Genomic DNA, 26,224 nt, shown 5'->3' with positions numbered 1-26,224 from the left:
CGGACCGCACCGGAGTGAACTTGCGTTCAACTCGGCTGAATCGCACGAAACGGGGAGAGGGCTTTTGACGACCGACGATCGGGAACGCACGGCCTTGGAGGCCGGGCCCGAGCCGACCGCCGCGAGGCCGGCGCGGCCGCGGCTGCTCTACATCGACAATCTGCGGATCACGCTGACGGCGCTGGTGGTGCTGCACCACACCGCCGTCACCTACGGCAACATCCCCGCCTGGTACTACACCGAGCCGGCCAAGGACGGCTCCGGGCTGCTCCTGGACGTCTTCGTGATGTTCAACCAGGCGTTCTTCATGGGCTTCTTCTTCATGATCGCCGGGTATTTCACCCCGGCCTCCTACGACCGCAAGGGCGCACGCCCGTTCCTCCGCGACCGCCTCAAGCGACTCGGCATTCCGCTGCTCGCCTTCCTGCTGCTGATACGCCCCCTGACGAACTTCAGCGGGTACGCCGATCTGCGGGCCGAATTCGCCGAGCACGGCAAGTCCCTCCCCTACTGGCTCTACTACGGCTTGAGTTGGGATGCCGGGCCGCTCTGGTTCGTCGAGGTGCTCTTGGTGTTCGCCATGCTCTACGCCCTGATCCGCCGCCGCAGTGGCGCACACCGCGCACTCGGCCCCGCCGGCCAGGCCGGGCGCGAGAGCGCGCAGGTGCCGCCGGCCCCGCGGGCTCCGCGGGCTCCACGGACACCGGCGGTCGTCGGCTTCACCGTCGCGCTCGCCCTTGCCACCTATCTGTGGCGGATCGTCGTCCCGAGCGACACCTATGTGCCGTTCCTGGGCCTGCCCACCCCCAACTTCATGCCGCAGTACGCGAGTTTCTTCGTCCTCGGCGTGCTCGCCTACCGTCGGGGCTGGGCCCAGAGCCTGCCGCGCAGGGCGGGCTGGGCGGGTTTCGCCCTCGCCACGGTGGCGACCCTCGCGTACCTTCCCTTCGTCGTCACCGTGGACACGGCGACGCTCGTGGGGCACGGCAGCTGGCAGTCGCTGATCACCGCCGCGTGGGAGTCGACGTTCGCCGTGGGCATGGTCCTCGGGCTGACCGTGGTCTTCCGTGAACGTCTCAACCGGCAGGGCCCCACCGCCGCGTTCCTGTCCCGCCACGCCTTCGCCGTCTACGTCCTCCACGCGCCGGTGCTCGTCGGGCTCGGCCTCGCCTTTGGCCGGCTGCATGCGCCGGCAGCGGCCAAGTTCGCGCTCGTCGCCGCCCTCGCGGTGCCGCTGTGCTGGGCCGTGGCCTACGGGGTGCGTCGCCTCCCTCGGGCCGATCGGGTGCTGTGACTCCTCCCCGCCAGTCTCCTTATCTCTTGTCGTCCCTGCTCTCTTGTCGTCGCTGCTCTCTTGTCGTCGCTTTCTCGCCGGGCCAGTGGCGTCCGTAGGTGGTCAGTGCGTCGCGTGCCCCAGTGCGGTGGCGGCTTGTGTCCAGGAGGGCTGCCACCAGGTGGTCACCGGGTCCCATACCCGCACGCCCCGGGGCAGTCCGAGGGCGTGGGCGGTGAACGTGCGGCCGTGGTGGGAGGGGTCGGCTGCCACGGTCACGGAGTCGACGGTCCGGGGGTGCGCACCGCCGGCCGGGTCGGCCGTGCGCACCGCGGCGTGGGCGGTGGCGTGCGGGGCGAGGCGGTAGGGGGCGCTATGAGTGGGCGGTACCGGCCGCGCCGCGCCGTCCAGGTCTGCGAAGGTGACCGTCGGGATGCGGTCCACGACGCAGGCGCGAGCGGTGTTGTTGGTGACCTTGATGTGCAGTACGTCGGGGCGCTGGGCCGCGGTCGCGAACACGCTCACCGCGGACTCCTTGCAGGTCGGTGTCGGCGCCGCGGAGCCGGTGGCCGCCTCGGCGGTGGGAGCGAGCGTGGCGAGGGCGGCGGCAGCGGCGGCAGCGGTGGCCGGGATCGCGAGAAGCGAGCGGGCGCGCATGGCGGGGTCCCCTGTTCTGTGGTGTGAGCGGCTCTGTGTCACCAGCGGTGACCGGCGAGGGCGCCAACTGGTTGCACAGCGGCGCCCGTTCGGCGGCTGCGGGCGGCTGCCGGGTCGGCGGGGCCGCCGTCCCACCGTCCGACGAGTTGGTGGTACGTGGTGCCGGGTGAGAGCTACGAGGGCCTGTTCGCGGCGCTGGGCCTGCACGATCGGGTCCCGGTCAGCTTCCGCGAGGACTCGACGTGGCGGACCTGCCGCCCCGGTCGGACGCCCACCCTGTGTTCGTCACTCCCGAAATCGACGGCTGGCGTTTGATATTCGGAATTCTCGACAGTGTCGTCGACTGGGAGTGGGAGGAGATGACGGGGCCGTGGAGCGCGTCGAGATACGCGAGCACGGCTGGCTGGCGGTGAGCGCCGCGAACATGGACCACGAGGGGCTGGAAGAACCGGCCCGGGCGCAGTGCCGGCCCGGGCTAGGAGTCGACGGTGAAGCGGCCCGCCTGTAGGCCGGCGGCGATTTCCGCGGTGGTCTGCGCTATGGACTGGGTGCTCGAATCGACCACATGGCGCTGGAGTGGTCCGATGTCCGCGAAAGCTCCGTACAGGCCGGTGATCGGTTCGATGTCCTTCAGGTGTCGGCCTTCGCGGTGGGTGGCGCGTTGGAGCGTCACCTCAAGGCTGGGCCGCAGGACGATATAGGAGAGGTGCAGGCCGCGGCGTCGGCATGCGGTGCACGACGCATCGAGCATCCACGGTCCCAGGATGCCGTCGAGGATGACGTCGTAGCCGTCCGCGTAGGCGCACGCCGCGTCGATTTGCCGGAGATCCAAGCGGCGGAGGAAAGAAATTCCGGCAAGGCGCCGCCGGGTGAGGTTGGCCACTTCGGGTGGTGGCGGGTGCGGCTGATTCCATGTGGCCGCGGGGGGGGTGCCCGGGTGGTGGCCGGCCGGGGATCCGCCCGGGTGGTGACCGGCGGGGATCCGCCCGGCCGGCGATCGGGCGTCGGGTGCGGGCTCCGGGTACGGGCTTCGGGTGCGGGCTTCGGGCCCGCTGAGTGCTCGGGGTGCTTTGCGTGGTATCTCCCGTTTGGCACTCTAGGGTGATCGTTACTGCTGGGCGCTTGTGCACGGGATGGAGTGGAGGCCGTGGCGTTCGCGGAGCCGGCGGGGGGTGGCCAGTGCGCCTCCCCCGCGCAGCCGGGCCCGGGCTCCGGCGTGCGGTCCTTGGTTCCGCTGCTGGCCGTGTGTGCCGGGTACTTCATGGTGATCTTGGACGTGACGGTCATCAACGTCGCGGTGCCGGTCATCGGCCGGGAGCTGTCGGCCTCCGTCACCGGCATCCAGTGGATCACCGACGGCTACACCCTGGTCTTCGCCGGGTTCTTGCTGATGGGCGGCGCGCTGGGCGACCGGTTCGGCAACCGCCGGATCTTCGGCGTCGGGGTGGCGGTGTTCGCCCTGTCCTCCGCCGCGTGCGCGTTGGCCTCAAGCGGTCTGTTCCTGGTCGCTGCGCGGGGGGCGGAGGGGCTGGGCGCGGCGTTGATCGTGCCCGGGTCGCTGGCGTTGCTCCAGCAGGCGTATCCGGGCGGGGCGGCACGTTCGCGGGCTTTCGGGATCTGGGGGGCGATGGCCGGTGTCGCGGCCTCGGCCGGGCCGCTGCTGGGCGGGCTGCTGGTGTCCACTGTGGGGTGGCGGTGGGTGTTTGTGATCAATCTGCCGATCGGTGTGGCCTGTTTGGTGCTGACGCTGCGGCAGGTGGCGCCCTCGGCCCGGCTGGTGTCGCGGGCCGTGGACTGGCCGGCGCAGTGCGCGGTGGTGTCGGCGGTGGCGTTGTTGACGGCGGCGCTCAACGAGGCGGGGCGGCGCGGCTGGTGTGATCCGGCGGTGCTGGCCGGGCTGGTCCTGTCGGTGCTGGCGGCGGCCGCGTTCGTGGTGCGCGAGCACATGGCCCGCTCCCCCGTCGTCGCGCCGGGCCTGCTGCGTTCGCGGGCCCTGGGCGGCGGCGCCGTCATCGGCCTGCTGTTCAACTTCGGTTTCTACGGCATGGTGTTCACCGCGAGCCTGTACTTCCAGCATCAGCGTGGCTTCAGCGCGCTGGGCACGGGGGTGGCACTGTTCCCCGCGGTGGCGATGACGATGTTCGCCTCCGTGCTGTCGGGACGGCTGGCGCGGCGTACCGGGGATCGGCCGTTGGTGGTCGCCGGGATGCTGCTGGCCGGGTGCGGGTTGGCGGGCTGGGCCGCGGCGGGGGACGATCCGGCCTACCCGCTGCTGATCGCGCCGATGATGGCGGCGGGGTTCGGGACCTCCTTCGCGCTGACCGGCTCCACCTCGACGGTGATGGGTGCCACGTCCGCGGCGTATGCGGGGACCGCTTCGGCCCTGTTCAACACCGCCCGGCAGATCGGCAGTTCCACGGGCGTGGCTCTTGGCGGCACCCTGCTGGCCACCGCCGCCGACTACGGTCGGGGCCTGCGCGTCAGCATGGCCGTCGGCGCGCTCGCCTACGTGGCGGCCGCGGGTCTGGCCTGGCGGTGCGTGCCGCCGCGGAGGTCCGGGAAGGAGGACGCTCCTGGCGCGGGGTGAGCGCGCGGGGTGGCGCGGTTCGGGCGTGGGCGTCTGCCTTTGCCCGTCGGCCGGACTGCCGCCGTACCGTGTCGGGCGCGGGGCACGGCCCGGATGGTCGTGCCTACGTCCAGCACGCCGCCGTCCTTGTGCCGCTCCCCGCGCCTCGCAGGTGGCCGTGTCCGGTCCGCGGGCGCGCAGATGAGGTGCTCCCGCTCCAGAGCCCAGGCCCCGGTGCCGCGGTCCGGTCCGCGGGCGCGCAGATGAGGTGGCGGTGAGCGCGTAGGGGTGAGGCCGGTTACTTCCCGGTGTCCTGGGCGAGGGTGTGGGCGACCAGGGCGTTGGCGTGGCCGTGGCCCAGTTGGTGTGCGGTCTTGAGCCAGGTGACGAGTTCCATGTGCTTGGTCAGGGGCGAGGTGCGGATGAGGTCGATCCACTCCTCGATGGGCGGCCGTACTTGTTCTCGATGGAGGGGAAGTAGCTGGCGGGGCCGCGGGCTGTGGTGGTCATGTCGGTTCCGTCCTCGGGCCGGTACTGCTGCCGGTGAGAGTGGTGGGTGGTGGTTCAGGCGGGTCGGGCGGTCGGGGTGTGGCGGAGCAGGACCACCTGGGAGTCGAAGGTCTGGGAGTGGGTGAGGGTGAGGTCGAGCCGCTGCCGGGGGGTGCGGAAGACGGGCTTACCGCCGCCGAGCACCACGGGGTGGACGAGGATCTGGTATTCGTCGATCAGCCCGTGCTCGGTCAGGAATCCGGCGAGCGTGGAGCCGCCGAACAGCAGCAGGTGGGCGCCGCTCTGCTTGAGGGCGGTGAGCTCTTGGACGACGTCGGTGCGCAGCACGCGGGTGTTGTGGTCGGCCTCGGTCAGCGTGGAGGAGACCACGATCTTGGATGCCTTGCGCCACAGGGGGGCGAACGCGAGGTCGTGGGGGTGGGTGGAGTACTCCTCGGCGCGGGGCCAGTAGCCGGCCATCATCTCCCAGACCATGCGTCCGTAGAGGAAGATGTCGGCGCTGTCGGTCAGGGTGCGGGAATAGTCGGCGAGTTCGTCGTCCATGACGGGCCAGTCGAACTCGCCGGCCGGGCCCTCGATGTAGCCGTCCAGCGACTGGTGTACGAAGTGGGTGATCCTGCCCATGAAAGTCCCCCTGCTGTGTGAGCGCCGGGCCGTCTGCGACCAGCCCTTGTGTACGATGTCCACATTCGGGGGGTGTGGTGATCCGCGCCCCCCGGTCGATCATGCAGAAGCCTAGACGAGTTAAGTGGATGCTGTCCACATTGGAGTTGGTGGCCATGGCCCAGGACGGCAAACCCCAGCGCGACACCTACCGCCACGGGGATCTGCGCAACACCCTCATCAAGGCAGGACTCGACCTCGCCCGCGCAGGCGGGCCACAGGCCGTGGTGCTGCGCGCCGCCACCCGCCAGGCGGGAGTCGTCCCCAACGCCGCCTACCGCCACTTCGCCGACCGCAGCGCCCTGCTGCACGCCGTCTCCCAGGCCGCCATGGCCCAGGTCGCCCGCACCATGGAAGCCGAGCAGGCCGCCCTGCCGCCGGCCACGGACGCGGTGGCCGGCGCCCGGGCCCGCTTCCGCGCCGTCGGCACCGGCTACCTGCGCTTCGCCCAGGAGGAGCCGGGCCTGTTCCGCACCGCCTTCCACGTCCCGGGCGATATGACCCACGCCGCCGCCGACACCTCCGCCGGCGCCACCGGCAAAACCCCCTTCGAACTCCTCGGCGCCGCCCTCGACGACCTCGTCGAGACCGGCCTCCTGCCCGAAGACCGCCGCCCCGGCGCCGAGTTCCTCGCCTGGTCCGCGGTCCACGGCCTGGCCGCCCTCCTCATCGACGGCCCCCTGCGCGGCCTTGCCCCCACCCAGGCCCACGACGCCGGCCAGCAGGTCATCGACATGATCGAACGCGGCATCTGAACCCCCGGGTACAGACGCTGCCATCCGGACGGAGAGAGTGCGGCCCCGACGGGGCTGGGGGCGACCCCGGCGGAGCGGGTGCGCCCCCGGCGGAAGTGGGTGCGATCCCGGCGGGGCTGGGTGTGTTCCGAGCAAGGTGGGTGCGACCTGCGGCCGGACGAGCGCAGCCGCGGCCGCGGCATTGCGGCGGTGGCCGCATTGCGGCGGTGGCGGTGGCGGTACGGATCAGGAGGGGGACGCGGCCTCGTGCAGGAGTCCGGGAACCAACCGGTCCTCCAGCCGGCGGCGCAGTGCGGTGCGGTCCACCTTGCCGTTGGTGTTCAGCGGCATCGTCTCGACGGTGTGGACGTGCGCGGGCAGCATGTAGGGCGGCAGGCTGCGCGCACAGGCCTCGGCCACGGCGGCCGGGTCCGGCGCACCGCAGAGCACGGCGGTGATCGTCGCCGCGTCCGGCCACAGCAGGCACACCGCCTCCACCGCCCCGGCCCGTCGCAGCACCGCCTCGATCTCGCCCAGTTCGATCCGGTAGCCGTCGATCTTGACCTGGTGGTCGTTGCGGCCGATGCAGACCAGCTGGCCGTGGTGGACGCGCACCAGATCGCCGGTGCGGTAGTACCTCTCGCCGTCGCGTACGAAGAAGCGCTCGGCGTTCAGTTGCGGTGCCCCCAAGTAGCCGGGGGTGGTCTGGGGGCCGGCCACGCACAGTTCGCCGGTGGCGCCGTCCGCGACCGGAGTCAGGTCCTCGTCCACGATCAGCGTGTGCAGACCGGGGTAGGGCAGGCCGATGGGGACGTTGTCGTGCACGCACTTGGCGGGGCTGGTGCGCGCATCCCAGCGGTGGACCGTGCAGGCGATGGTCAGTTCGGTGGGACCGTAGAGGTTCTCCACGACCGAGGCGGGCGCGGCGGCCTGCCAGGCTTCGGCGGTCGCTCGGGGCAGCGCCTCACCGCAGAACAGGCTCCAGCGCAACGTGGGCATCGAACCGGGCGTGAGCACGCCGTTCCTGCGCAGCGCCGCGGCCACCGAGGGCACCGAGAACCAGACGGTGATCTGCTCGCGTTCGAGGTAGGCGAAGGGCGCGGACAGCTCCCGGGGGTCCATGACGCAGACCCGCGCCCCGTTCTCCCAGGCCATGAACAGATCGAAGACCGACAGGTCGAAGGTCTGCTCGCCGATCTGCGTCAACCGGTCCTCGCGGCTGAGCCGGTAACGGTCCTGGTTGGCGGTCAGGAAGGAGCGGATGTTGGCGTGGGTGATGGGCACCGCCTTGGGCACACCGGTACTGCCCGAGGTGAACAGCACATACGCCGCCTCGTCGCAGCCGGGCTCGGGCAACTGCTCAAGCCTCCTCGCGGCGGCGAGATCGGCGGCGTGCAGGACGGGACCCTCACCGAGGTCCCCACAACTCGTGGGCACACTGTCGGGCAGCAGCACGGCCGGCCGGCGCGGCAGGCCGGCCAGCAGCTGGGGCAGTTGCTCCACCGACGCCGCATCGACGATCAGCGCATCGAGCGCGGACGCCTGGAGCATGGCTCGGGTCCGCCGCAGCGGCAGGTGCCGGCTCAAGGGGACGAAGGCCGCTCCGGCGCACAGCGCGGCCGCCACCCCCAGATACGCGGCCGGGCTGCGGGAGGCCAGGACACCAACGCGCCGCGGCCTGGGCCCGGCCGCCTCGACGATCGAGGCCGCCCACCGACGGGCGGTGTCCGCAACCTCGTGGTAGGTGTACGCGCGCCCGCCGAGGGTCAGCGCAATGTGGTCGGGCAGGCTGTTCGCGTGGTGCAACAGTCCGCCGCCCAGGCGTCGCTTCGGCACCGTGACCATCTCAGGCCGGCGGAGCCATCACACAGGCACCGGCGCAGGCCGGCAGGGACAGCGGAGACATCAGAGTGCAGGGCCAGGGTGTAGGGCTCATGTCTCCACCCTGCCCAGTCCGAGCCCCCGGCGCCTGTCGACGCCCCTGCCCGACCGCCGACCGCCGCGCGTGCCGAACGCGCACCGAAATCCCCCGAAACCGAAAAGACGCGGGAACGCCAGGCGACGACCCTGCGCCGTCACCGCCCTACCGACCACGGCCGGACGCGACCGGACGTGGGCGGCCGTGGGCGGCCGTTGGGCGGACGTGGGCGGACGCGGCCGCACGTGGTCGGCCGTGAGCGGCCGTGGGGCCAGTGAAGCCAGGCGGCGAAGGGCGGCGAAAGGCGGGGAAAGGCACCGGGGGCAGTGCAGGGCGGTGAGCGGCGAGCGGCGAGCGGCGAGCGAAGTGGGTTCTGCAAAAGGCCGGTTCGCCGGATGACCTATACGCGCGATGACCTATACGCCGGATGGCCGATTCTCTGGATGGCCTATTCGCTGGATTACGTGTGGTCACTCGATCAGCTGTACTCGGGGCGAAGGTGCCCAGGGGGACGTGCATGGTGATTTCATGAACACTTCTCAGATGAATCGCCCGAAGAAGACCGTTTCGCGAATAGGCGCGGCCGGTGCCGCCCTGGGCCTCGCCCTTGCGGCCACGGTGGCCACCGCCACCTCCGCGGCGGCCGTGACCCCCGCTCCCCACGGCGCCGCCGCTTCCAAATCGAGTCCGGCCGGCGACCACGACAACGGATGGGGAAACGCCTGGGGCGGCTACGGCGGCGGACACCACGGCGGCAACCACGGCGGCAACGACGGCGGCGACGACTGCACCGGCCTCGTCGTCATCTGCCTGTGACACACAGCCCACCAACACACAACCCCCACAGCCCGGCCGGGCCGACAACGCCCGGCTGACCAAGGACGACGGACGACGGACAGCGGGCGGCGGGCGGCGGACAGCGGACAGCGGACAGCGGACAGCGGACAGCGGACAGCCCACGAGCGGGGAGCCGGGTGGGTGGCCCCCCTGTGGGGGGCGTGGGTGGGGCCTCTTAGCCTGTTGGTCACACTCGAAGCGGTGCCGGGCCGCACCAAGCAGGCCAGGTCAGCCGCGTACCACAGGGGGACCCGCATGTCCGCGTACTCACCACCGCCGCCCCAAGGCCCCACACCCCAGGGCCCGGCACCCCAAGGCCCCCCACCCCAGGGCCCGATACCCTATGGCCAGCCCGGCCAGCCCGGCCCGGTGCCCTACGGCCAGCCGCCGGCCGGTCCCGGCGTTCCCACCGGCGGGGCACCCGCCGGTGGGCCACTCCCCTACGGCCAGCCACCCGCATACGGACAGCCGCCTGCCTACGGCCAGCCGCCGAGCTACGGCCAGCCGCCCGTGCAGCAGCGGGGCGTGGCGATGTTCACCCCCACCGGGCCCGAGCGGCGCCCGTGGCTACGGCCAGTGGTCGCGGTGGGTGTCCTCATCGCCATCGGCGTCGGCTTCTGGGGGCTGAGCACATTGACCGACGACGGCAAACCCTCGGCCAAGGTCGCCCGCGACGCAAAGGTCGGCGAGTGCCTGGAGAACCGCGGGACGCACGGCGACCCGGTGCTCTTCACCATCGACTGCGGCGAGGCGAAGGCCGAGTACAAAATCGTGATCGATGCGTCGCTCCAGGGCACGTGCCCGCAGGAGTTGGACAAGTACACCGAGCGCGGCGGCCGTCAAGGACAAACCACACTGTGCCTAAAGCCGGTACGCCACTAACCCAGGCACAGGCCCCCGGGCGCAGGCCCGGGCGTGGGCCCGGGCGTGGGCCCGGGCGTGGGCGTTACTCCGGGTGAGGCCAGGTCCGGCGGGCGGGCGACGCCTGAAGCGTCAGATGGTGCTGCCTGCCAGGCGGTGCCAGTGGAGCAGCGTGGCTTCGGCAAGGAGTTCGGGATTAGCGACCGCCGATGACCCCCAAGACGACGCACAAGACACGGTCGACGCCCACATGGTCGACGACGGGACCGAGGCAGACGGAGAACAACCCAGAGACCAGCACGACGGCCAGACCATCAACGCGGCCGGTGTTGTTCGGTGCCGTGGCCGACCGCTGCGAGGAAGAAGACACCCGCGAACCCGCACCGGTAACCGGTAACCGGTATCGGCTATCGGCTATCGGCTATCAACATTGGCTGCCCGACGCCGGGCACCCCTGAGGGCCGGCTCGGGGCACTGGGCTCGGCCGTGGGGCATGCCCCTGTGCCAGTCGGGGCGCAGGGATCCACTAGGGTCATCGCGACATCAAGGCAAGGAACCGGGGGCACGCTTTGCCGCACAAGACGGACATCATCGCAGCGACCACACTCGTGCTGGCACTGTGCGTGGTCCTTTTCGGCAGTGCCAGCACACCCAAGGGCATCGGCGTACGTCAGGAGGGAAATGGCGTACTTCAGATGCAGCCGGGCGAGGTCATGATGATCGGCAAGGACGCCTTCATCCTGGAAGAGCACCACTAACTAGCCTGAGTAGTACGGACCTTGTGACCATCGGCGCGCCCGTTACTGCCGCGCCGATCTCCTCTGCAGCGACGAACTCGTACACATGGCGCTGGACCGGCACGGCGGCGAGCTGCTCTTCCAGGTTCTGCCCGCGCGCGAAGGAGCTGCACGTTCATCCCGTGCCTCTTGTGTTTGCCGGAGTAGAAGGGGCGGTCGGCAGTGAACCGGTCGATCGGCAGGAGAGACCCGTCCAGCAGCACGAACGCCCTCGTCAATGCCGTCCGGGCAACAAGCACACGAAGCCTCTGGTGGAGACGGATTTCTTGGTCGAAAACCCATCTGTCAGAGGCTTCACCTGTATGTCAGACCAACTGGCCTGCCTGACCACCAAGTTGGAAAAGGCTCACTGTCCCGGCCACCGCATCACCGTGACCGGGACAGCACCCTCATAACCAGGACAGCACCCACACGCTCAGCTCTGTGCGTCGGCCGTGACGCGCATACCCACGCGATCTCGCGGCCCTCGACGTTGGCGTCGGCCGCGGTCCGCTGTGCCGGGAACTCCACGATCCCGTACCACGGCCATGCTGCTCGGATGCCAGATCAGCGGGCCCGTGCGGAACCGACCGCAGCCACAGCCCGTCAGCCGGCGACTGCCCATGCGCGCCGAACCAGCCGCTCGCGCCGAAGCGGTCGAACGACTCCGCTAGCCCTTCGGCTGGGTGAAGCGGATCCGGTTGCCGAAGGGGTCGCGGAGGCCGCAGTCGATTCCGTAGGGGCGCTCGGTAGGTTCCTCGGTAAATTCGACGCCCTTCCCCAGCAGCGTCTCGTACGTCGAGCGGCAGTCGTCCGTGGTGAGGATGAGCCAGCCACCCATCGCGCCCTTGGTCACCAGCTCGCGGACCTGCTCCGCCGTCTCCTCGGACATGGCCGGCGGGCCCGGCTTCTCCAGCAGGATCTGACGCTCCGGGTGGCCGGGAACGTTGACGGTCAGCCAGCGCATGAAGCCCAGGTCGACGTCCGTGTTGATCTCAAGGCCAAGCTTGCCGACGTAGAAGTCCAGAGCTTCGTCCTGGTCGAGAACGTACATCGCAGAATGCGTGATCGCGTTGAACATGTGCATCACGCTACTGGGCACGACCAGCGAAAACTTATCCAAAACTGCTCACTGCGTGCGTGGCGCGGACGGTGAGGTCCGAGCGGGCGATCAAGCGCTCGGCCGCGTCCAGGCCATCGTGAAACATGTCGGCACACCCGTGGCCGTCGCCTCTTTCCGGTACTCCCGCGGCGACCGTCCGACGATGTCGCGGAACGTTCGGCTGAAGGTCCCCGGACTGCCGAAGCCGACAGCGAAGCAGATGTCCGTCACGCTGCGGTCGGTCTCCCGGAGCAGGAACATCGCCCGCTCGACACGGCGGCGCTGCAGGTAGCGGTGCGGCGTCTCACCGAACGTGGCCCGGAAGGTGCGCGTGAAGTGAGCCTCCGAGACATGGGCGATCCGGGCCAGGGCCGGGACGTCCAGCGGCTGAGCGTAGGCGCGGTCCATCGCGTCCCGTGCCCGCAGCATGCGGCGATTGGTCTCTTCTACGGCGCGGCTCACAGCGCCATCACACCACAGCTCCCCACCCACCCATCGCAGATGACCTGCGAGCCTGCCGCCTTAGGCTGGGCACCGTGACAGAACCGAACCCCTTCGTGCATCCCTGCTGGGGCCTCCAGTTCCATTGGTGGGCAGTGGACTCGGCCGGCCGGGTGGGCATGTTCTCTTCCGCTTTCGGGCCCGTCCCCGCTGCGGCCCATGCCCGGGAGTCGACCATGGGTGCTGCGACCGCGCAGGCGAGGGCGCAGCACCCTGAGTGGTTCGACTGGGTTTGCCACGACGATCCCGAGGAATGCCCCGAGACGCACTGCGCTGTCGCCTTGGGACGGGGGCCCTACCTCTTCACCTGGGACGAGGAGTACGACGACCGCTACACGCGCTTCGGTGTGCCGAACGAGCCTCTGCTCGCGTCGCAGCTGTCAGGACGGCTGGCCGAGGCCGCCCGGCTTGTCGAAGCGGACTTCCTCTTCGAACGGTCGGTCCGGGTCGACCTGCGGTACCCGGGAGGCAAGGAGCTGCTGTCCGGCACGCCGGGTACCGCAATCGGCGACGCCGTGGCACAACGGATCCAGGCACGGTGGATCTAGGCGCGACGTACCCGGGGACGCCGCAACTAGGGCGACGTACCCAGGGACGCCGGAACTAGGTACGCGTGCTCATGACTCGTCCGACGCGGAGCGGGCACCATGCCACCCATGAAAACGCACAAACTGCACACCGCGGCCTCCGCGGCCTCCGCAGTCTTAGTGGCGGCCGTGCCGATTGCCACATGGGGTCTGATCGGGCGGCAGGACGCAGCCGGCTACTCGCCGTCCGAGCTCGACCATGCGGTCGAACCACTGCCCCTCTCAGCGGGCCCGGAGACTTCTCTCGGTGTCATTTCCCTGGTGCTGACGGTCGTGACCGCGGCACTGCTGGCGTACGCCTCGCGCAAGGGAGCCTTCGACCGCGGCCGGTGGATGGTGCTTCTGCCTCTGCTCGTGGCCGGGCTGATCGTCGGCGCGGGTTGGCGGGTGCTCACCGCCGGGGTGATCGGCGCGAACATCGGCGCGGGGCTCGTCATCTGGGTCGGCGGGCCAGTGACGGCCGCGCTCCTGTTCTGGGCGCTGTTCGTCGGCCTGAAGCGCCACCGCGGAGGCGAGGGCGGGAACGGCCGGGTACGTCAGTCCACGGCCTGAGTCGGCTGCGCTCAGCCGACGCAGTGGGGCTGGAAGCCGGGGTCGGCCGGGCCCTGCCGGTCCAGGGCGTGCTTCACCCACTGGGCGACGACCGGGTCCTTGGTGGCCTGGTCGTGCTCGGTCGTGTCGAGCGGGCACTTGTCCTGTAGGAGGACGTTGGTGACACCGCCTGCCGGACCGCTCAGGAACGAGCTGGTGTAGGGGAGCACGACCTCGTCGTATCTGGTGGCGAGCTGGGTGTAGTCGGGACCTGCCGGCGCCTCGGGGTCGGCGTTGAGCTTCGTGAGCAGATCGGAGCCGGTGGTCTGGTCCACACAGGCCGGACAGACGGTGGCTCCGGCGACGAGGGCCAACGGGTTCGAGGTGCCGTGGTTGGACGGCACGATGCCCACGAGGTCGTCGACCTTGTTCGCACCGCCGAGGAACTTGATGTAGTAGCGCGGCATCATCCCGCCCTGGCTGTGGCCGACAAGGTCGACCTTCTTCGCGCCGGTGGATCCGAGTACGGCGTTCACGAAGTCACGCAGCTCGGACGCCGAGTCGGGGATGGGGTCGGTGGCGGCATGCCCGTAATTGAAGGCGAACACGCAGTAGCCGGCATTCGCCAGGTTCGGCGAGAGCGTGGCCCAGTTCTCGGCCATGGTCTTGAACGTGCCGTTGACCAGGACGACCGGCTCCGGGTGTGCCGAGCTGGGCTTGCACGACCAGTCGTTGGCGCCCGCCGGGGGGATGTCGGTGACGGCGGCATGGGCGGTGGCGGTCAAGCCCATGAAGCCGAGAGCCACCGCCGCCGTAGCAGCGGTCACAAAGCGGAGGCGGGAGCGCAGACGCATGGTGGGACCTTTCTCGGACGGGGCCACTTCCCGAACTGCGGTCGACAATGTCGAACCGTAAGCGGAATAGTTACTTCCGAGTCAGGAACCGTCAAGACTTCCGTCGCCAGCCCGATGTCACATCCGCGCCCCCTTGCGATGACGGACCGCGTCATGCTGGGCAGGGGTCGCCGACGGAACGATCAAGGCGAGGAATGAGGCGAGCGACGGGAGAGCGATGGGGAGAGTGATGGGGAAATGCCCTGAATGTCAGTGTGTGACGGCAGACCGACCGGGAGGGCCGTGGTGTCGTACGTGACCCGCGGGTCAGCCGCCTCCGTTGGATACGGCCCTCGCCAGTCGGGCGAGGGAAGCGGCCTCGCGGCTGTCCTCCTCGGCGCTGAACACGTGCACGACCAGGCCCATCTCGCCCGGCACGGCCGGTACGTGCAGCGTCTCGTAGTCGAGGGTCAGCAGTCCGACCTCCGGGTGCCGTAGCCGCTTGCGTCCAGCGGCGCACATCACGACCTCGCCGGTGGCCCAGATCCGCCGGAACTCGGTGCTGTGGGCGGACAGTTCGGTGATCAGCGCGGTCAGCGCCGCGTCGCCGGGGTAGCGTCCCGCGGATACCCGCAGCTGCCCCACCGCCTCCCTTGCGCGGTCCTCCCACTCGGGGTGGAGGTTCCGGGCCGCGGGGTCGAGGAAGAGGTAGCGGGCGTTGTTCCGGTCGCGGCGGCCGGGGGCGGACAGGCCGCCGATCAATTCGGCGCCCAGGCTGTTCCAGGCCACGACGTCGAGACACTGGTTCGTCACGAAGGCCGGAAAGTGGGCCATACCGTCCAGGAGCCGCTGCAGCAGGGGGCTGACCCGGGCGCTGGGGGCGGGGTCGCGCCGCGCCCCGGCCAGGGTGGCGAGGTGCCTGCGCTCGGCCGTGTCGAGGCCCAGCGCCCCGGCGAGCGCGTCGAGCACCTCAGGGGACGGCTGGGTGGCCCGGCCCTGTTCGAGGCGCACGTAGTAGTCCACGCTGATCCCGGCGAGCTGGGCCAGCTCCTCGCGCCGCAGCCCGTGCACCCTCCGGCGACGGCCGCCGACGAGGCCGACCTGCTCCGGCGCCACGCGCCCCCGGCGGGCGCGCAGAAAGCCGCCGAGCGCCGTGCGGGTATCGCCGATCCCGTCGATGCGTTCGGTTCCCTCGCCGTTCGGGGTGGCGTCTTCGCTGCGGCTGTCCATGCCGTCTGTGCGCTCGATGTGGTGCGGGCCGTTCATACGCCCAAGTATGCGTGGCCCTCGCAGTACCAGGATCGCCGTTCCGCCGTTGACCAGGGTGCTGGCTACCCGGTCCCGCCCGGGAGAACGTAAGGGCATGACCGAAGCAACACCGCAGCAGCGCAAGAAGATCCTCGTCGTCAGCGCCCACCCGGAACCCCGTTCGCTCAACGCCGCGCTGACCGCCTTCGCGGTCGAGCACCTGCGAGCGGCAGGCCACGAAGTACGGGTGTCCGACCTCTACTCGATGAAGTGGAAGGCGGCGGTGGACGTCGACGACTTCCCCGACCACAGCGCGGACCACCGGCTGGATGTGCTGGCCGCCCATGAGCAGGCCACGCTGGCAGGTCGGCTGTCGCCCGACATCGCGGCCGAACAGGAGAAGGTGCGCTGGTCGGACGCGGTGATCCTGCAGTTCCCAATGTGGTGGTTCTCCGTGCCCGCGATACTCAAGGGCTGGATCGACCGGGTGTTCACCAACGGGTTCGCACACGGCCCGGCGGTCCCGCCGCCCTACAGCGAAGGCGCGCTGGGAGGACGGCGGGCGCTGGTGTCGGTGACGATCGGCGCCCGCGAGTCGGCATTCTCCGACCGGGGCATCCATGGCCGGCTGTCGGACGTCCTCCACCCGGTGCAGCACGGCCTGTTCTGGTTCACGGGCATGACGCCGCTCGATCCGTTCGCCGTGTACGGCACCGTCGACCTGCCGGAGGAACGGTTCGAGGCGGCCAAGCGGGACTACGGCAGACGGCTCGACGGGCTCTTCACCGACGAGCCGGTCCCGTTCCGGTCACTCGTCGGCGGCGACTACGACCGCGAGATGCGGCTGCTACCGGACGTGGAGGTGCCGGGGACGAGCGGGCTCGCCCTCCACGTCCGCCCATCTGCCTGAGGCCCGGGGTCACCGACGAATGGCCGGTGGCCGCCTTCCGGCCTCGTTGGCCCAGACACGGCGTGCCTGGGCCAACTAGGCCGAGAGCACCGTGCATACCGCCCGGCGCACGGCGCCCGCCCCGCGGAAATTGCGCTGGACAGACCCCGTCTCCCTGGCCGATAGTGCGCCGCATGGCCTCTGTTGTGCGACACCTCACCATCGACTGCTCCGACGCCTACCGCTTGGGGCAGTTCTGGGCCGCGGTCCTGGGCGGCTCCCTCGCTGACGACGACTTCCCCGGCGACCCCGAAGCGGTGGTCACGGCACCCGGCTCGAACCTCCTGTTCATCACGGTCCCGGAAGCCAAGGCCGTGAAGAACCGGTTGCATGTCGATCTGCAGCCGCAAGACCGCTCGCGCGATGAGGAAGTGGAGCGGATCCTCGCCCTGGGCGCGACCGTGGTCGGCGATCACCGCAATCCGGACGGGACGGGTTGGGTGACCATGGCCGATCCCGAGGGCAATGAGTTCTGTGTGGAACGCAGCGCGGCCGAGCGGGCACGGGCGCAGTGAGCCGCGAGGGGTGAATCGAGCCTCAGGTCCCGACCAGGCTTGATGCCTCTGACAATCCAGGTAACAGCCCAGGTCGCTATCGACGGCGGCGGCCCGCGCGCTGGTCAGCCGGCCGGCACCACGTTGGTCGCCGCCACCGCGGGGCGCAGGGCCCGGGCGATCCTGAGGCCGTCACCGACGAGCCAGAAGTGGACGAAGAACAGGCGGGGTTTGTCCGTCAAACCGTGGTTGTGCAGCTCTACCAGCTCGGCCCCGGCATGCCGCAGGGCCGCCAGAACGTCTTGGACCTCCTTGGCGATCATGGCGCAGTCCCCGCTGATCGCGGCGTAACCACCGCCCAGCGGCTGGAAGTTGAACGCGGTGGTCGATCCCAACCCCGGAGGCAGTACCCGGTGACCGTCGCTGATGGTCTCACGGCGGACGAAGACGGACTTGTAGATGCCGTCGTCGATGGTGCCCTTCACGCCCAGCGTGGCGTCGATGGCGGCGGTGTCCAGGTCGAGGGGCTGCGGCGGGACCGACGCCAGCGGGGGCGGCGTGCCGGTGCGGTCGAGCGCCGCCCGAAGGCCGCGGGCCAGGGTCACGGGGTGGTGGCCATGCGCGTGGACGTGCACCCACCAGATGTCGGGACTCTGGGAGAGCAAGTGCTTGTGGATCGCGGTCAGCCCGATCTCGTGCTCGGACAACGCATCGATGAAGGGCTGCAGTTCGGACTCGGCGACCACCAGGTCGCCCATCATCATCGTGCTCTTGTCGGCGTAGCGGACGAAGGACACATGCGAGCCGAGGGCCAGCGCTGGTTTGACGACGACGCCGCGGGTGCGGACGAGGAGGTCCTGGCGCGGGAAGGCCGTGTGGTACATCATGTTGCGCTTCATATCGCCCGGTCGGCCCAGCACGTTGGCCACGGCTTCCCAGCCCGATAGGGCAGTGGTGACCGGTTTGACCAACCTGCCGTTCTTACCCCCGGCCGTCCCTGCTGCCATGGACCGAGCGGGGGCCGACGCGCCGGCCAGCATCGGAACCAGGGCGGCCGCGGCCAGCACGCGCCGCCGCGGCGCACCCGCGTGCGGGTAGTCGTCCTGCTGTCGAGATCCAGCCATCACGTGAGCACCTCCATGACGAGATGGAAGCACGGCGGACCGGCATCAAGGCCGTCACCCGCATCGCTTGAGGCCACATGGGCTAAGCAATCAGCCCCCGGTCCCGGGGCGGGTGGTACGCCCTCCGGGGGCGGGCGGCACGCCCTCCGGGAGCGGGTGGCACGCCGTCCGGGGGCGGGCGGCACGCGGTGGGCGCACGCTCGCCGCGCCGTGCCACGGTGCGGAGCGACGCGGCGCGGTCGAAGCCCTGGCGGGACCGGGACTGGGACCGGGACCGGGACCGGGTCGCGGCGCGACGCGGGACCCACCCGCCCCTCGCTCATGGTCGCGTGGTCGAGCGAAGGCGGTGCCGTACCACACGCTGGGCGAGCGGACCGAGCTCGTCGAGGGCGGCGGCCAGTACGGCGAGCTGTTCGAGCGCATCGAGGGCAAGCGTCGCACCGCGTTCGTCGACGCCCTCATAGAGTTCGAGACCGACGAACGAGCCCGCGACGGCGCGGGCGAGTCCCGGGATGTCCGTGAACTCGGCGATCGGCGAGCCCTCCAGGACCCTGGCCAGGACCTTCTCGATCTCGTCGATCCACAGCTGCAGACCGGCGGCGGTGGCGGGTGCGAGACTCGGCTGGGTCTGGGCGGCTGCCAGCAACTGTCCGAGGAAGGCGACCTGGCCGGCCGCCCGCTCCCCGATGTGCATCTCGCGGCCGAAGGCGAGCAGCTCCGCGAGGCTGCCGATCTTCGCGAGCCGGGCTCGGTAGCGCGCGACGCGCTGCTCGGCGCCGTGGCGGCAGGCGGCGGCGAGCAGTTCGTCGACCGAGCCGAAGTGATAGAAGACCAGGGCCTGGTTGACGCCGGCCGCCGCCGCGATGGAGCGCGCGGAGGTCTTGGCGATGCCCTGTTCGGCGAGGGTGCGAAGCGCGCCCTCCAGAAGCTTCTCCTTGGTGCCCGGGGCCTTGGTATCCGGGGCCTTGGTGCCCGGCGACTGGGTGCCCGGGGCCTTGGCGCCCGGGGCTTTGGTGTCCCCTGCCTTGGCGGTACCTGCCTCGGCGGTACCTGCCCCGACATCCCGGGTCCGGGTTTCCCGGTTCATGCCCGCGCCTCCTCGCGTACGGGACGCAGCCCGGCGCGCACTCCGCACGCGTCCACGTCGGTGTACTCGGCGGTGAACGACCCCTCGTAGCCGAACAGCGGGCCGAAGTAGCGGTTGGCCACCCGCACCCGGATGCGGAAGCGGCCGGTGGAGTCGTCAAAGGACTCCCGTACCTCCGCTTCGCCGCCGATCAGCGCCGGCACGCGCAGGTCCAACGGCCCTTCGCGGAAGCGGTGTTCACCGGAGCGGATGAGGAGCGAACCGTCCGACTCGGCCGTGGGGTGCAGGTCGGTGGCCAGGTGCTGGTGGGTGCCGAGGTAGTCCAGGACGCAGTCGCGCTCGGGGCTGTGGACCATGGTGGCGTCGAAGCGGCGTGGCCCACCGGGCAGTGCGAACGTGCGGACGAACGTGACGGTCTCGCGGCCGTGGGAGTCGACGTAGGGGACGTTCTCGATGGTGAAGGGAACGTCGGTGCCGGTGCGCGGGACGAGGATGTTGCGGCTGGCGCCGAGGGCGAGAAACGGCTTGACGAAGGCGGGGCCGTGCCAGATCCGGTCCATCACACCACGGCCGGTGCATGCCTCGCCGCTTTCGAGTCCTACGGAGAAGCGCCGCCGTAGTTGCGGGTGGAGCCGGTGGAAGGCGCGGTCGCCCATGACGCGTTGGAAGATCGAGGTCATGCGTGCTCCAAGGTGGTGAGGAGGCCGGGCGCTGCGGTACGCGCGGGTGGGGTGCGTCGGCAGCGGCGGGCGGCCGGGGTCCGGGACGAGGGCGGCGCGAGGAGCGCGACGACGGCGAGCGCGAGCGTGAGGTACGCGGCGGCGCTCATCGCCGGCAGGTAGGAGGGCTGGACCGCCCACATCATCACCGTGCAGACGACGGCCGTTGCCACGGCCAGGGCGCGGGCCGTCAGCTCGGCGACCGCATACCCGAGGGAACGGGCCGGGCTGATGCCGCGTTCGCACCACAGCCGCAACCGGTCGAAGGACCAGGCGGTCGCCCAGCCCATCAGCGGCCGGAACACGATCCGGTCGGCGGTGGCACCGAAGCGGCCCCAACGCGGCCGGTAGTCATAGCCGGTGAGGAACCGCACGCCGTCGGTGGTGGGCACATACCTCCAGTAGCCACTGCCCTCGGCGAGGAGCGAGAGGCGCTGGGGCGAGGCGAATCGGAGGGCCGAGACACGCTCACCGCCGCTCCGGTGCCGCTCCCCCGCCGATATGCCGGTGCCGGCGACGGTGAGGAAGGGCAGCACCCGAGTCGCGTACCGGAAGCGCTGGGGCTCCCCGGGGGCACGCGGCAGGTAGTCGATCTCCGTGAAGCGCAGATCCCAGCGTTGGTGATGAGCGGGGACCTGGGTGTGCTCCCAGATCGTCTCCATGTCGGCGCGGATATGCGTCTCCACGTAGAGCTTCATGAACGCCCCCTGCTCATCGGCCCGCTCCTGGCACACCGCCGTTTGAGCGGTTGCTCAAGGTGAAGTTAGCAGGCGTTTGAGCGATCGCTCAATGCGGGGTGACGGGGCATCATGCATCGATCGAAGGGACGGCCTTTCGGACCGGAGCCTGATCCGCGGACGCGGCGGCCTCGATGCGACTTGATCCCCTTCGCAGTACGGCCCGCTGCTTGCCGACTGGTTGCGCCAGTGGGCGCCGGATCGCACCGTCGAGGCACTTCTTGAGAACTTCCCGAGCTGACCGATGGGTGGTTCACGCGGTTCGTCAGGACGGGATGGTGGGCCATGCCATCCCGTCCGGACGCGATCCGGTGCGTGCCACCTGTCGTCCGGGCGCATGGCGGCCGGCCGTACCGTGTGTGTCGTTCCGTGACTTGCCGTGTCGTGTCGTGTCGTCAGGATTCTTCGGACGTCGGCGTCTTGAGGTACTGCGCCAGGACGGCGACGATGCGGGCCTCCGTGGTGGCCTTGTCGATGCCGGCGTCGGCGAGCAGGCCCGTGCCGTTCTCGTGTTCCAGGAGCGCCAGCAGGATGTGCTCGGTCCCGATGTAGTTGTGGCCCAGGCGCAGGGCCTCGCGGAAGGTGAGTTCGAGTGCCTTCTTCGCGTCGACGTCGAAGGGAATGAGGGCGGGCATGCTCTCCGCGGCCTCGGGCAGCGCCGCCGTCGCCGCCTGCCGGACGGTGTCGAGATCGACGCCCTGGGCACGGATCACGTTCGCCGCGAGCGCCTCGGGCTCGGTGAGCAGCCCGAGGACGAGGTGCACGGTGCCGATCTCGTTGTTCCCCGCCGCGTGGGCGGCGTTCTGTGCGGCCACCACGACGCTCCTGGCGCGGGGCGTGTAGCGACCGAAGCCCTGGTTGGGGTCGAGGTCGGTCTCGCCGGGAGCCTTGGGCACGAAGCGCTTCTGTGCGGCCTGGCGGGTGACGCCCATGCTCTTGCCGATGTCCGTCCAGCTGGCGCCGGAGCGCCGGGCCTGGTCCACGAAGTGGCCGATCAGGTGGTCGGCGACATCGCCGAGGTGATCGGCGGCGATCACGGCATCGGTCAGCTGGTCGAGGGCGTCCGTGTGGACCTTCTTGATGGCTTCGATCAGGTCGTCGAGACGGACGGGAACGGAGGTCTGGGTTGGTTTCTCCATGTGACAACCGTAGGTTGACACCCAGGGGGTGTCAACCCGAGGTTGACATTGAATTGTGGGGCCCGGACGGCCGTCAGCGACGGGGCTCAGCCACCGGGCTCCTCGGCCAGCCAGGCCGCGATGGCCTGGGCGATGGGCTGATCGGTGTCGACCTGGACAAACCCGAACTGGCCGCCCTGGTTGCATTCGAGGAACCACCACACCCCGTCGCAGTCCACGGCGAAGTCGAAGGCTCCGTAAGCGAGTTGGGCGACGTCCATATAGGAGTCCACCGACCGGCGAACGGCGTCCGGCACCTCGGCGGCCTTCCAGGAACCCTGCTCCGCGAAGCGGCTGTCGACCTCGTCGGCGTCGGCTTCCTTGCGGGCGGCGAAGATGCGCCCGCCGACCCAGGTGAGCCGGATATCGGCGCGCTTGCGGATGTGCTGCTGAAACAGCGTCGGTCCGGCCTCGACCGCGGAGAAGTCCGCATCGGGGCTGACGCGGGTGGTGGGCAACACCATCGGAGGGTCGCCGGGATGCCGACCCGAAACCGACTTCACCACCAGGTCCTGATGCTTCGCCGCGAACTGGCGCGCGACCACCGGGAACGAAGTGATCAACGTCGCGGGAACACTGAATCCGCTCCGCTGGGCGATATGCAGCTGCCACGGCTTGTAGCGCGCCTGCCCGGCCGCGACGGGATGGTTCATCCAACGCGCCGGGGTGCAGAAGAGCATGCCGTACAGCGCCTGCTCGGACTCGGCGGACAGCCACGCGGACTGCTCCACGGCGCGGGCGCCCGGAGCGCCGGGCCGGCGGACCCACACGGACCGCAGGCTGCTCAAGCTCACCATGCGCTCATCCGTCTTCAGATACCCGCGGAAGTCGCCGCCGGCGTAGTCCGCCGACAGGGCGACCCTCCCCGGCAGATCGGCGGGGTCGAGGCGGACCAGTGGAACACCGAGGTCGTACAGGGCCGCGACCACCATGTCCGCCGTCAAGTCCTCCTCACAGGTAAGAACAAGAACAGTCATGGACGTTCAATCATCGAAGTGCGTCTTGGAACCAGCGGTGGAGGCGGTGGTTCCCGTCGCCAGCAGCACCGCCCGATTGCGGGCGGCCGGACGCCCGTCAGGAAGGACGTTGAGCTGCCGCGCAGCGTCATAGACGTACGGAGCGGCAACCACCGACCTCACCACCGGACGGGCGTAACCCAAAGCAAACGGACGCATACCTTCTCCTTATAAAGCCCACTCCCCACCCCGCGGCAGAAGCAGAGACAGGGAAGCCTCACCAGACAACTCTGCACAGATGACGCGATCATGCGGTCAAACAGTTGCCTGTTTCGATCGAATCCGAAGAACCGCTTGACGCAACAACCCGCAGAACGTAGATGCCACAGGACGGGCATCACCGGACCGACTCCCTCCGCACAGCGTCCTTCTGATCGGCGCGACAGCGGGGCCCCCGTCGCACCTCAGCCCTCTCCCCGACCGACCGGCCGTTCCGCCCAGAACCGGAGCGAAGGCTCATGAACGCGCGCCACCCTCACGCGCCCATCCACCAACTCCCCTCCCACACAAGGAACTTGGCATTGACGGTGCAATAGCCCGATTGACAGGGTGACCGGAACTGACCAATTGCGACAGGGGGAAGCGTGGGACACCGTGAAAACGACGCATTAACAGGCACCGGGAGCGGTCACCCGATGAGTCGGGCGAGGTTTCTGAGCACTACTGCGGGGGTGGTGACCCCGTACCCCACCCCCACCGACAAGCACCGCGCCCGGCACGCGGCCCGGTCCGCACCGGTCCGCACCAGGGCCGCCGCCGTGGCCGCTCCTGCACGGTTCCGCCCCCTGTGCACCGTCCCACCCCACTGCGTCACTTACGCCCCGTCATCAGGAGAGATGACGTAAGATCGCCAACCAATACGCACGACTTCGAACAACTGTCGCAGTCACCGCACACTCGGAGAATCCCTCCGTACCAGACCAAGGTGACCGCACAGGGGGGAAGGAAACTCGATGAAGTCATCACGTCTCGGGCGTCGTCTGGCCGGAACCGCGGCAGCCACCGTCCTGGTCGGCGCCGGTGTGCTGGCCGCCGCGCCGTCCGCCGTCGCCAAGGCCAATCTCCTGACCATCAACAAGGTCTCGCTCCAGGAGTCGGGCCTCCGGGCGAACGTCACGTACTCCTGCGACCCCGGCATGAACCACCAGTTGGTCGCCAACGCCACCAAGGTCAACCCGGCCGGCCACGACGAGTCGATCGCCGCCGGCACCATCAAGAGCGCCAAGCTCACCTGCGACTACAACAGCCACGCGGCGCAGGTCTCGCTGCGCCCGGCGGTCGGTTCGCACTTCGCCAAGGGCGACAAGGTGAAGGTCGCGGTCTTCTACTTCGACGAGGACGGCTTCAGCTACGCGCACCAGGAGAAGGTCACCGTCCTCTAGGCGCCCACCCCTCCATGCTCTTCCGCCCGGCAGACGACATTCCGTCACACGTCGTCGTCTGCCCGGCGGGAGACGTGCGTGCCATCCCTCGCCGGCTGCCGGGCGGGCGGGGGAAGCGGTGGACGGACTCCTACTTCCGGCCGGCGATGGTGATGATTTCCCGGCTTGTACGGGTGAGGGGCGCGCCGTCCCAGTCGCCGTACTGGGCCTCGATCTCGAAGCCCGCACCGCTCCACCGGGCGGTGGCCGCGGTTCCCTCGATCCACTCGATCGACCCGCTGTCGGCTCTGCGCCGGGCCCGGCGGAGCGCGGCGCGATCCGGGTCCAGGCCGACGAGGCGCCCGGAGTGCCCCTTCTCGCGCGCTCGGTGCAGCATGGCGCCGGTGCCGCAGCCGACGTCCAGCACCTCGTCCGCGGCCATGACCAGGTCCTCGTAGAAGCCGTCGCCGGGCCGGACGGAAGAGTTCCACGGGTTCAGCACGTCATAGAGGGCAGCCGCGTCGGCATCTGAGAACACCCCGACAGTATTCATCGTCGGCATTCATCAGCCGTATGCCTTTGATGTGTGCGGGTTCGTCTACGCGGAAAGGGCGGAGAGGAATTCTCCGAGAGCCTCGTTGAAGGCGTCGGGGCGTTCCATGTTGGGGTAGTGGGCGGCGCCTTCGATGGTTTCCGTACGGCCGTTGGCGACGATGTCCACGAGTCGTTCCGCCATGCCGATGAGATCGTCCGAATCGATACTGCCGTTGAGGGCGAGCACGGGGACGGTGATCTTCGCGGCCCGGGTCCAGGTGTCCGGCACGGGCACCAGATGAACCGGTTCGGTGCTGGTGTGCTTGGCGACGGTCCGGTTGAGCATCTGCCGCAGCCGCCGGACGACATGGGGTGCGACGTCGTCGAGGGAGCGATGCGGGCCGGCCGCGCCCCGCATCCATGCGTGGGTCCATGCCTCGGCGTCGGCATCGGCCAGCGCGCGGGCCTGCTCGGCCAGCATCTCCTTGAGCCAGGGGTCCTGGAACTCGGGTTCGTTGGTCCCCGCACCGCTGACAACCAGCGCGCTTACCAGGTCGGGGTGTTCCAGCGCGGTGTCGACGGCTGTGCCCGCGCCCATCGACAGCCCCACCAGGACCGCCGGGCCGATGTCGAGATGGCGCAGGAGCGCCGCCAGGTCATCGCACTGCCGGAACGGCCCGCTCGCGTTGGTGGATCCGCCGTGGCCGCGGGCGTCCGGCGCGATCACGCGGTAGTCCGACGCGAATGCCGACACCTGGTCGTCCCACATGCCATGGTCCAGAAAGCCGCCGTGCAGGAGTACCAGCGGTCGGCCGGTGCCGATGTCGCGGTACGCGAGTCGGCCGTCCGCAAGCTCGAATGAGTACACGCCAGGAGCCTCAGTCATGACAACCAAGGTGTCATCAGTAGGAGAATTTGGCAACTGAGGTGTCATTATGGAGCGGTGAACCCTGAGCCGCTCGAACCTGATGACCTCGCCCTCCGGCTCACGGAGGTGTTCGATCTGGTGGGCCCGCTGTACAGACGGGTCCAGCGCAAGGTCGAGCAGTCCGCGCCCGTCGAGGGCCTCTCCGTCGGCGTGCGCGCGGTCCTCGATCTGCTGCGCGCACACGGGCCCATGACCGTCCCGCAAATGGGCCGGGCGCAGGCGCTGAGCCGGCAGTTCGTGCAGCGGATGGTCAACGAGGCCGCGGCCCGGCAACTCGTCGAGAGCCTCCCCAACCCCGCTCACCAGCGGTCTTCGTTGATCCGGCTGACCGACGACGGCGCAGCGGCCATCACCGCCGCTGTCAGTCGTGAGCGTGCCCTACTGCGGCAGGTCGGCGGCGAGCTGACCGACACCGATGTCGACACCTGCGTGCGGGTGCTCACCGAGATGCTCAGGCTCTTCGACGATGTCGATGTGAACTGATCTGCCCGCGCCGCACG

Annotated in this window: 29 protein-coding genes and 2 pseudogenes; 12 read left to right on the top strand and 19 right to left on the bottom strand. The window is 69.9% G+C overall.

Annotation, left to right across the window (positions count from 1 at the left end):
• The first annotated feature begins 64 nt into the window (after window positions 1-64).
• Entirely contained in the window at window positions 65-1,294 is a 1,230-nt protein-coding gene (locus tag ACZ4NB_RS23155) for an acyltransferase family protein (RefSeq protein ID WP_467664302.1), read from the top strand.
• A gap of 102 nt (window positions 1,295-1,396) precedes the next feature.
• Here the strand turns inward: ACZ4NB_RS23155 and ACZ4NB_RS23150 are convergent, their stop codons facing one another.
• Together ACZ4NB_RS23150 and ACZ4NB_RS23145 are read right to left on the bottom strand one after the other, a co-directional pair.
• A complete protein-coding gene (locus tag ACZ4NB_RS23150) occupies window positions 1,397-1,930 on the bottom strand; it encodes a DUF4232 domain-containing protein (RefSeq protein WP_467664300.1) in 534 nt (177 codons plus the stop codon).
• Window positions 1,931-2,405: 475 nt separating this feature from the next.
• Window positions 2,406-2,762, bottom strand: a complete 357-nt coding sequence (locus ACZ4NB_RS23145) for a hypothetical protein (protein WP_467664299.1) — start codon at window positions 2,760-2,762, stop codon at window positions 2,406-2,408.
• Between the two features lie 315 nt (window positions 2,763-3,077).
• Between ACZ4NB_RS23145 and ACZ4NB_RS23140 the strand changes: the two genes are divergently transcribed.
• Window positions 3,078-4,517, top strand: coding sequence for an MFS transporter (locus tag ACZ4NB_RS23140; RefSeq protein ID WP_467664297.1), 1,440 nt, complete (start codon window positions 3,078-3,080; stop codon window positions 4,515-4,517).
• A gap of 277 nt (window positions 4,518-4,794) precedes the next feature.
• On the opposite strand, the pseudogene ACZ4NB_RS23135 reads toward ACZ4NB_RS23140, so the two are convergent.
• Together ACZ4NB_RS23135 and ACZ4NB_RS23130 are read right to left on the bottom strand one after the other, a co-directional pair.
• Window positions 4,795-5,006: pseudogene (locus tag ACZ4NB_RS23135) on the bottom strand (DUF4287 domain-containing protein).
• Between the two features lie 54 nt (window positions 5,007-5,060).
• A complete protein-coding gene (locus tag ACZ4NB_RS23130) occupies window positions 5,061-5,630 on the bottom strand; it encodes a dihydrofolate reductase family protein (RefSeq protein WP_467664295.1) in 570 nt (189 codons plus the stop codon).
• 128 nt (window positions 5,631-5,758) lie between these two features.
• Here ACZ4NB_RS23130 and ACZ4NB_RS23125 point away from each other — a divergent pair, with 128 nt between their 5' ends.
• Entirely contained in the window at window positions 5,759-6,424 is a 666-nt protein-coding gene (locus ACZ4NB_RS23125; RefSeq protein WP_467664293.1) for a TetR/AcrR family transcriptional regulator, read from the top strand.
• Between the two features lie 225 nt (window positions 6,425-6,649).
• On the opposite strand, the gene ACZ4NB_RS23120 is transcribed toward ACZ4NB_RS23125, so the two are convergent.
• The gene (locus ACZ4NB_RS23120; protein WP_467664291.1) at window positions 6,650-8,239 is read right to left on the bottom strand and encodes an amino acid adenylation domain-containing protein; all 1,590 of its coding nucleotides are present in this window, start codon (window positions 8,237-8,239) and stop codon (window positions 6,650-6,652) included.
• Window positions 8,240-8,849: 610 nt separating this feature from the next.
• Here ACZ4NB_RS23120 and ACZ4NB_RS23115 point away from each other — a divergent pair.
• The 3 genes from ACZ4NB_RS23115 to ACZ4NB_RS23105 all read left to right on the top strand — a co-directional run bounded on the left by ACZ4NB_RS23115 (window position 8,850) and on the right by ACZ4NB_RS23105 (window position 10,777).
• A complete protein-coding gene (locus ACZ4NB_RS23115) occupies window positions 8,850-9,137 on the top strand; it encodes a hypothetical protein (RefSeq protein ID WP_467664289.1) in 288 nt (95 codons plus the stop codon).
• Window positions 9,138-9,689: 552 nt separating this feature from the next.
• Complete coding sequence (locus ACZ4NB_RS23110; RefSeq protein WP_467664387.1) at window positions 9,690-10,040, top strand: LppU/SCO3897 family protein; 351 nt, start codon at window positions 9,690-9,692, stop codon at window positions 10,038-10,040.
• Window positions 10,041-10,588: 548 nt separating this feature from the next.
• On the top strand, window positions 10,589-10,777 hold the full coding sequence (locus tag ACZ4NB_RS23105) for a hypothetical protein (RefSeq protein WP_467664287.1): 189 nt from the start codon (window positions 10,589-10,591) through the stop codon (window positions 10,775-10,777).
• A 140-nt stretch (window positions 10,778-10,917) separates the two neighbouring features.
• Here the strand turns inward: ACZ4NB_RS23105 and ACZ4NB_RS23100 are convergent.
• The 3 genes and pseudogenes from ACZ4NB_RS23100 to ACZ4NB_RS23090 form a co-directional block, all read right to left on the bottom strand.
• Window positions 10,918-11,037, bottom strand: a pseudogene (locus ACZ4NB_RS23100) (IS5/IS1182 family transposase); the annotation flags it as partial.
• 428 nt (window positions 11,038-11,465) lie between these two features.
• Window positions 11,466-11,876 (bottom strand): VOC family protein, encoded by a 411-nt coding sequence (locus ACZ4NB_RS23095; protein ID WP_467664285.1) that lies wholly within the window; start codon window positions 11,874-11,876, stop codon window positions 11,466-11,468.
• A gap of 90 nt (window positions 11,877-11,966) precedes the next feature.
• Window positions 11,967-12,359, bottom strand: a complete 393-nt coding sequence (locus tag ACZ4NB_RS23090; RefSeq protein ID WP_467664283.1) for a helix-turn-helix domain-containing protein — start codon at window positions 12,357-12,359, stop codon at window positions 11,967-11,969.
• Between the two features lie 74 nt (window positions 12,360-12,433).
• Between ACZ4NB_RS23090 and ACZ4NB_RS23085 the strand changes: the two genes are divergently transcribed.
• Window positions 12,434-12,946, top strand: coding sequence for a hypothetical protein (locus ACZ4NB_RS23085; protein ID WP_467664281.1), 513 nt, complete (start codon window positions 12,434-12,436; stop codon window positions 12,944-12,946).
• A 108-nt stretch (window positions 12,947-13,054) separates the two neighbouring features.
• Window positions 13,055-13,537 (top strand): hypothetical protein, encoded by a 483-nt coding sequence (locus ACZ4NB_RS23080; RefSeq protein ID WP_467664279.1) that lies wholly within the window; start codon window positions 13,055-13,057, stop codon window positions 13,535-13,537.
• 11 nt (window positions 13,538-13,548) lie between these two features.
• On the opposite strand, the gene ACZ4NB_RS23075 is transcribed toward ACZ4NB_RS23080, so the two are convergent.
• Both ACZ4NB_RS23075 and ACZ4NB_RS23070 read right to left on the bottom strand, forming a co-directional pair.
• The gene (locus tag ACZ4NB_RS23075; RefSeq protein WP_467664277.1) at window positions 13,549-14,370 is read right to left on the bottom strand and encodes an alpha/beta fold hydrolase; all 822 of its coding nucleotides are present in this window, start codon (window positions 14,368-14,370) and stop codon (window positions 13,549-13,551) included.
• A 306-nt stretch (window positions 14,371-14,676) separates the two neighbouring features.
• Window positions 14,677-15,615: a helix-turn-helix transcriptional regulator gene (locus tag ACZ4NB_RS23070; RefSeq protein WP_467664275.1), complete on the bottom strand. Its 939-nt coding sequence runs from the start codon at window positions 15,613-15,615 to the stop codon at window positions 14,677-14,679.
• A gap of 97 nt (window positions 15,616-15,712) precedes the next feature.
• Here ACZ4NB_RS23070 and ACZ4NB_RS23065 point away from each other — a divergent pair, with 97 nt between their 5' ends.
• Both ACZ4NB_RS23065 and ACZ4NB_RS23060 read left to right on the top strand, forming a co-directional pair.
• On the top strand, window positions 15,713-16,507 hold the full coding sequence (locus ACZ4NB_RS23065) for an NAD(P)H-dependent oxidoreductase (protein ID WP_467664273.1): 795 nt from the start codon (window positions 15,713-15,715) through the stop codon (window positions 16,505-16,507).
• Between the two features lie 173 nt (window positions 16,508-16,680).
• A complete protein-coding gene (locus tag ACZ4NB_RS23060; protein ID WP_467664272.1) occupies window positions 16,681-17,061 on the top strand; it encodes a VOC family protein in 381 nt (126 codons plus the stop codon).
• A gap of 104 nt (window positions 17,062-17,165) precedes the next feature.
• On the opposite strand, the gene ACZ4NB_RS23055 is transcribed toward ACZ4NB_RS23060, so the two are convergent.
• From ACZ4NB_RS23055 to tgmA, 7 genes are all read right to left on the bottom strand, one after another.
• Complete coding sequence (locus tag ACZ4NB_RS23055) at window positions 17,166-18,164, bottom strand: DUF1259 domain-containing protein (protein WP_467664270.1); 999 nt, start codon at window positions 18,162-18,164, stop codon at window positions 17,166-17,168.
• A gap of 319 nt (window positions 18,165-18,483) precedes the next feature.
• Window positions 18,484-19,251 (bottom strand): TetR/AcrR family transcriptional regulator, encoded by a 768-nt coding sequence (locus tag ACZ4NB_RS23050; RefSeq protein ID WP_467664268.1) that lies wholly within the window; start codon window positions 19,249-19,251, stop codon window positions 18,484-18,486.
• Entirely contained in the window at window positions 19,248-19,931 is a 684-nt protein-coding gene (locus ACZ4NB_RS23045) for a DUF4166 domain-containing protein (RefSeq protein ID WP_467664266.1), read from the bottom strand. Before ACZ4NB_RS23045 ends, ACZ4NB_RS23050 begins: the two co-directional genes overlap by 4 nt.
• A complete protein-coding gene (locus ACZ4NB_RS23040; protein WP_467664264.1) occupies window positions 19,928-20,668 on the bottom strand; it encodes a hypothetical protein in 741 nt (246 codons plus the stop codon). The genes ACZ4NB_RS23045 and ACZ4NB_RS23040 overlap by 4 nt, the downstream gene beginning before the upstream one ends.
• Before the next feature lie 434 nt (window positions 20,669-21,102).
• On the bottom strand, window positions 21,103-21,846 hold the full coding sequence (locus ACZ4NB_RS23035) for a Clp protease N-terminal domain-containing protein (RefSeq protein ID WP_467664262.1): 744 nt from the start codon (window positions 21,844-21,846) through the stop codon (window positions 21,103-21,105).
• Between the two features lie 86 nt (window positions 21,847-21,932).
• Complete coding sequence (gene tgmB, locus ACZ4NB_RS23030; protein WP_467664260.1) at window positions 21,933-22,862, bottom strand: ATP-grasp ribosomal peptide maturase; 930 nt, start codon at window positions 22,860-22,862, stop codon at window positions 21,933-21,935.
• Between the two features lie 6 nt (window positions 22,863-22,868).
• Window positions 22,869-23,060 carry a putative ATP-grasp-modified RiPP gene (gene tgmA / locus ACZ4NB_RS23025; protein ID WP_384441964.1) on the bottom strand — a complete coding sequence of 64 codons (192 nt, stop codon included), beginning with the start codon at window positions 23,058-23,060 and terminating at the stop codon, window positions 22,869-22,871.
• A 794-nt stretch (window positions 23,061-23,854) separates the two neighbouring features.
• Between tgmA and ACZ4NB_RS23020 the strand changes: the two genes are divergently transcribed.
• Window positions 23,855-24,283 carry a hypothetical protein gene (locus ACZ4NB_RS23020; RefSeq protein WP_467664258.1) on the top strand — a complete coding sequence of 143 codons (429 nt, stop codon included), beginning with the start codon at window positions 23,855-23,857 and terminating at the stop codon, window positions 24,281-24,283.
• Window positions 24,284-24,413: 130 nt separating this feature from the next.
• Here ACZ4NB_RS23020 and ACZ4NB_RS23015 read toward each other — a convergent pair whose 3' ends face one another.
• On the bottom strand, window positions 24,414-24,800 hold the full coding sequence (locus ACZ4NB_RS23015; RefSeq protein WP_467664256.1) for a methyltransferase domain-containing protein: 387 nt from the start codon (window positions 24,798-24,800) through the stop codon (window positions 24,414-24,416).
• 60 nt (window positions 24,801-24,860) lie between these two features.
• On the bottom strand, window positions 24,861-25,682 hold the full coding sequence (locus ACZ4NB_RS23010; protein WP_467664254.1) for an alpha/beta fold hydrolase: 822 nt from the start codon (window positions 25,680-25,682) through the stop codon (window positions 24,861-24,863).
• Window positions 25,683-25,739: 57 nt separating this feature from the next.
• Here ACZ4NB_RS23010 and ACZ4NB_RS23005 point away from each other — a divergent pair, with 57 nt between their 5' ends.
• A complete protein-coding gene (locus ACZ4NB_RS23005; protein ID WP_467664252.1) occupies window positions 25,740-26,207 on the top strand; it encodes a MarR family winged helix-turn-helix transcriptional regulator in 468 nt (155 codons plus the stop codon).
• Window positions 26,208-26,224 lie beyond the last annotated feature (17 nt).

This window comes from Streptomyces sp. NPDC026575 (assembly GCF_055567415.1).
This window is presented reverse-complemented; position numbering and strand designations above follow the sequence as displayed.